This window comes from Streptomyces phyllanthi (genome assembly GCF_009377205.1).
Classification (GTDB): Bacteria; Actinomycetota; Actinomycetes; order Streptomycetales; family Streptomycetaceae; genus Streptomyces; species Streptomyces phyllanthi.
In genome coordinates this window covers 1-5474 of the sequence record NZ_VJZE01000551.1, presented here as the reverse complement: position 1 = coordinate 5474, position 5474 = coordinate 1, and the positions used below count along the sequence as shown (strand labels likewise).

The window sequence follows — 5474 nt, the reverse complement described above, 5'->3', positions numbered from 1 at the left end:
TGTATAAGAGACAGCGGTTACCGCCCGCTCGACAGCCCCCGCCATTCCGACCAACGAAGACGCCCCGCGAGGCGATCCGGTTCACCCCCGGCACGTGAACAGGCTCACTCCCGCACCACGAAACCGCAGGTCACCGCGGCTCACACCACCCGTACACCCTGCCGTGAACCCCCGGAAAACACCCGTCATTCCCGTGCAACCACGAGGCAACCTCCCCCCGCGACCATTGGTCCATGACGGCGTCGAACACTCACCGCGACGAGTCCAAGCCCAGCCCCGGCGGCCGGCCGCAAGGCCAGCCGCCCCGGGACGCCCACCTCGACAGTACGGCGCACCTCATGAACCGGATCAGCAGCCAGCTCGGCAGCCAGCTCAGTCTCGTCTCGTACCGCCGTGCGGCCCGCCGCCCCGCCCGGGCCCTGGTCCTCGTGGCCCACGGCAGCCGCGACCCCCGCACCCTCGCCACCGTGCACGCCCTGGTCGACACCGTCCGCGAACTGCGGCCCGGCCTGCCCGTGCACCTCGGGCACATCGAGCTCAACGAGCCCCTGCTCCCCGAGACCCTGGCCGGCCTCGGCGACCAGGAGGCCGTACTGGTCCCGCTGCTCCTCAGCCGCGGCTACCACGTCAAGCAGGACATCCCGGAGATGGCCGCCGCGTCCCGCGTACGCGCCCGGTTCGCCGAACCCCTGGGCCCGCACCCGCTCCTCGTGGACGCCCTGTACGAGCGGCTCGCCGAGGCCGGATGGCACACGCCGGCGACCGAGGCCGAGCGCCGGTCGAGCGGTGTCGTCCTCGCCGCCGCCGGCTCCCGCGACCCCGACGCGGCCGTCGACACGGGCCGCACCGCCCAGCTCCTCGCCGAACGGCTCGGCGTCCCGGTCCTGCCCGCGTACGCCTCCGCCGCCGCGCCCACCGTCCCGGAGGCCGTGCGCGCCCTCGCCGCCCGCGGCCGTCACCGGGTCGCCGTCGCCTCCTACTTCACCGCGCCCGGCCGCTTCGCCACCGAGTGCGCCGCCGCGGCCCCCTGGATCGCCGCCGCCCCCCTGGGCGCCCACCCGGCGCTGGCCCGCCTGGTCCTCCACCGCTACGACGAGGCCGCCACGGCCAAGGCCCCGGCCTCGCGACCCGCGCTGGCCACCGCCTGACCGCCCCCAGGAAGAGGCCGCTCCGCCACGCCTCACTTGACCGGACCGCAACGCCCTGTTTGTCGGCCCCTGCGTCTACTGTCGGGGCATGGAAGGCACCGTATCCGCCACACCCCAGCCGTACGAGAACCACATCGCACCCCCCGGCTACGACCCGGCCTCGGTCGACCGCTGGGCCGCGGAGCCCGACAAACGCCCCGGCCGCACCGCCTTCCAGCGCGACCGGGCGCGCGTCCTGCACTCCGCTGCGCTGCGCCGGCTGGCCGGCAAGACCCAGGTCGTCACCCCGGGGACGAGAAGTGAGGCCTGGGACGCCAGCCCCCGCACCCGGCTGACCCACTCCCTCGAGTGCGCCCAGGTCGGCCGCGAGCTCGGCGCCGCCCTCGGCTGCGACCCCGACCTCGTCGAGGCCGCCTGCCTCTCCCACGACCTCGGCCACCCGCCCTTCGGCCACAACGGCGAACAGGCTCTCAACGAGTTCGCGGAGGACTGCGGCGGCTTCGAGGGCAACGCCCAGTCCCTGCGCCTGCTGGCCCGTATCGAACCCAAGCGTTTCGTGCACGACCAGGACACGGGGGGCCTCGTCAGCGTCGGCCTCAACCTCACCCGCGCCGCCCTCGACGCCGCCACCAAGTACCCCTGGCAGCGCGGCGGTCACCCCACCGACCCCGCGTCCTCGAAGTTCGGTGTCTACGAGGACGACCGGCCCGTCTTCGACTGGGTCCGCAAGGGCGCCCCCGACCACCGCACCTGCTTCGAGGCCCAGGTCATGGACTGGTCGGACGACGTGGCGTACTCGGTGCACGACGTCGAGGACGGTCTGCACGCGGGCCACATCGACCCGAACTGCCTGCTGGCCGACCCCGAACGGCAGGAGGTCTTCACGGTCGCCCGCGGCCGGTACGTGCCCGCGGACACCGACCCCGCCGAACTCGCCGCGGCCCTCGACCGCCTCCTCGACCAGGAGTGGTGGCCCCACGGCTACGACGGCTCCGCCGTGGCGCAGGCCCGTCTCAAGGACGCCACCAGCCAGCTCATCGGCCGCTTCTGCCTGGCGGCCGAGGGCGCCACACGGGCGGCGTACGGCAGCGGACGCCTCACGCGGTACGCCGCCGAACTGGTCGTCCCCCGCGGCGCCCGCCTGGAGTGCGCCGTGCTCAAGGCCGTCGCCGACCGGTACGTCATGCAGCGCGCCGAGCAGGAGCTGCTCCGCGCCGACCAGCGGATCGTCGTCGCCGAGCTGGCCGAGGCGCTCACCGCCCGCGCGCCGTACGGACTCGACCCGCAGTTCCGCGCCCTGTTCGACGAGGCGGCCGACGACCGCGCCCGCAAGCGCGTGATCGTCGACCAGATCGCCTCCCTCACAGACGCCTCGGCGCGCTCCCTGCACGCGAGACTCACGGCACCTGTGTGACATGAGTGACCCCGGAGAGGGAAGGACGTGACCCTGCGTGGCCTGATCGGGCCACTCCCTCTTCCCGCTCCACGCTCCGTGCGGGACGCTCGCATGGGACATCCGCATAGTTCATCTGGGGTCCACCCCAGACCCCCGGCAGGAGGCACCAAGTGGTCGACGCGGACCAGACATTCGTCATCGTCGGAGGAGGACTGGCCGGCGCCAAAGCGGCCGAAACGCTCCGGGCGGAGGGCTTCACCGGCCGCGTGATACTGATCTGCGACGAGCGCGACCACCCGTACGAGCGTCCGCCTCTCTCCAAGGGCTATCTGCTGGGCAAGGAGGAGCGCGACAGCGTCTTCGTCCACGAGCCCTCCTGGTACGCGCGCAACGACGTCGAACTGCACCTCGGCCAGACCGTCGACGCCATCGACCGCACCGCGCGCACCGTCCGCTTCGGCGAGGACGGCACCCTCGTCCACTACGACAAGCTGCTGCTCGCGACGGGTGCCGAGCCCCGCCGCCTCGACATCCCCGGCACGGACCTGGCCGGGGTCCACCATCTGCGCCGCCTCGCCCACGCCGAGCGCCTCAAGGGCGTGCTCGCCGCCCTGGGCCGCGACAACGGGCACATCGTGATCGCGGGCGCCGGCTGGATCGGCCTGGAGGTCGCGGCGGCGGCCCGCGAGTACGGCGCGGAGGTGACCGTCGTCGAGCACAATCCGACTCCGCTGTACGGCGTCCTCGGCCCCGAACTCGGCAACCTCTTCGCCGAACTCCACCGCGAGCACGGCGTCCGCTTCGACTTCGGCGCGAGGCTCACCGAGATCGTGGGCCAGGACGGGATGGTCCTGGCCGCGCGCACGGACACGGGGGAGGAGCACCCGGCGCACGACGTGCTCGCCGCGATCGGCGCCGCCCCCCGGGTCGCCCTCGCCGAGGCCGCGGGCCTGGAGATCGCCGACCGCGCGCACGGCGGCGGCATCGTGGTGGACGAGCGCCTGCGCACGTCCGACCCCGACATCTACGCGGCCGGTGACGTGGCCTCGTTCCCGCACGCCCTGTTCGACACGAGTCTGCGGGTGGAGCACTGGGCCAACGCGCTCAACGGCGGGCCCGCCGCCGCGCGGGCGATGCTGGGGCAGGACGTCACGTACGACCGTGTGCCGTACTTTTTCTCCGATCAGTACGACATGGGCATGGAGTACTCGGGATGGGCGCCTCCCGGGTCGTACGACGAGGTGGTGATCCGGGGGGACGCGGGGAAGCGGGAGTTCATCGCGTTCTGGCTGAAGGAGGGGAGGGTGCTGGCCGGGATGAACGTGAACGTGTGGGATGTCACCGATCCGATCCAGTCCCTGATCAGGATGGCGGCTCCGGTCGACCGGGAGCGGCTGGCGGACCCGCATGTCCCGCTGGAGAGCCTGGTCGCCTAGGAGACCAGGCTCTCCAGCCGGACCTCGCCGGGGGTGCTCCCGCGCCCCGACCCTGTCAGTCCGCCACCGTAGAATTCACGCGTGGCAGGACGGATCAACGACGAGGACGTGAAGGCGGTTCGGGACGCGGTTCCGATCGACGCCGTGGTGTCCGAGTACCTCCAGCTGCGAGGCGCGGGCGGGGGGAACCTCAAGGGCCTCTGCCCCTTCCACGACGAGAAGTCGCCGTCCTTCCAGGTCAGCCCGAGCAAGGGGCTCTTCCACTGCTTCGGCTGCCAGGAGGGCGGCGACACCATCACGTTCGTGATGAAGGTCGACCACCTCTCCTTCTCGGAGGCGGTCGAGCGCCTCGCCGCCCAGGCCGGCATCACCCTGCGCTACGAGGAGGGCGGGTACAACCCGTCCCACCAGCGCGGCGAGCGCATCCGCCTGGTCGAGGCCCACAAGGTCGCCGCCGAGTGGTACGCCGAGCAGCTCGCCACCAGCCCCGAGGCCGACACCGGCCGGATCTTCCTCGCCGAGCGCGGCTTCGACCAGGCCGCCGCCGTCCACTTCGGCGTCGGCTACAGCCCCCAGGGCTGGGACCATCTCACCCGCTACCTCCGCGGCAAGGGCTTCACCGACAAGGAACTGCTCCTGTCCGGCATCTCCCAGGAGGGCCGCCGCGGCCCCATCGACCGCTTCCGAGGCCGTCTGATGTGGCCCATCCGGGACATCGGCGGCGACGTCGTCGGTTTCGGGGCGAGGAAGCTGTACGAGGCGGACAACGGCCCGAAGTACCTGAACACCCCCGAAACGGCGATCTACAAGAAGTCCCAGGTCCTGTACGGCATCGACCTCGCCAAGAAGGAGATCGCCAAGGCCAGCCGGGCGGTCGTCGTCGAGGGCTACACGGACGTCATGGCCTGCCATCTCGCCGGCGTCACCACCGCCATCGCGACCTGCGGCACGGCCTTCGGCGGCGAGCACATCAAGATCCTCAGGCGCCTCCTGATGGACAACGGCTCGGCGCGCGTCATCTTCACCTTCGACGGCGACGCGGCCGGCCAGAAGGCGGCCCTGCGCGCCTTCGAGGACGACCAGAAGTTCGCCGCCGAGACGTACATCGCGATCGCACCCGACGGGATGGACCCGTGCGACCTGCGCCTGGCCAAGGGCGACGAGGCGGTATCCGACCTGGTCGAACCCCGCACCCCGCTCTTCGAGTTCGCACTCCGCCAGATCGTCGCCCGGTACGCCCTGGAAACCCCGGCCGGACGCGCCGCCGCCCTCGACGAGGCGGCGCCGATCGTGGCCCGCATCAAGAACAGCGGCGCCCAGCACGAGGTGGCCGTACAGCTCGCGGGGATGCTCGGCATCCTCGACACACAGTTCGTGGTCAAGCGCGTGGCCCAGCTGGCCCGTTGGGCACGCGAGCGCGGGAGCAGGCCGGAGGCGCCCCCCTCACGTACGCGGCAGCAGTACGAGGCCGCCCCCCGCCCCACCGCCACGGGC

General features: G+C 72.4%; 4 protein-coding genes. All 4 read left to right on the top strand.

The genetic code is table 11. From position 1 onward, the window contains the following. Positions 1–233: 233 nt before the first annotated feature. Positions 234–1148 (top strand): sirohydrochlorin chelatase, encoded by a 915-nt coding sequence (locus tag FNH04_RS40555; protein ID WP_152791194.1) that lies wholly within the window; start codon positions 234–236, stop codon positions 1146–1148. A gap of 88 nt (positions 1149–1236) precedes the next feature. Further along, positions 1237–2562, top strand: coding sequence for a deoxyguanosinetriphosphate triphosphohydrolase (locus FNH04_RS40550; RefSeq protein WP_152791193.1), 1326 nt, complete (start codon positions 1237–1239; stop codon positions 2560–2562). Between the two features lie 152 nt (positions 2563–2714). Next, positions 2715–3980, top strand: a complete 1266-nt coding sequence (locus FNH04_RS40545) for an NAD(P)/FAD-dependent oxidoreductase (protein ID WP_322725294.1) — start codon at positions 2715–2717, stop codon at positions 3978–3980. Positions 3981–4061: 81 nt separating this feature from the next. Beyond that, positions 4062–5474: DNA primase (gene dnaG / locus FNH04_RS40540; protein WP_322725292.1), on the top strand; the 1413-nt coding region annotated here is incomplete at its 3' end.

Bases quoted from the DNA above. Each gene is read 5' to 3' on its own strand.
- FNH04_RS40555 (WP_152791194.1), top strand. From the start codon at position 234: ATGACGGCGTCGAACACTCACCGCGACGAGTCCAAGCCCAGCCCCGGC.
- FNH04_RS40550 (WP_152791193.1), top strand. From the start codon at position 1,237: ATGGAAGGCACCGTATCCGCCACACCCCAGCCGTACGAGAACCACATC.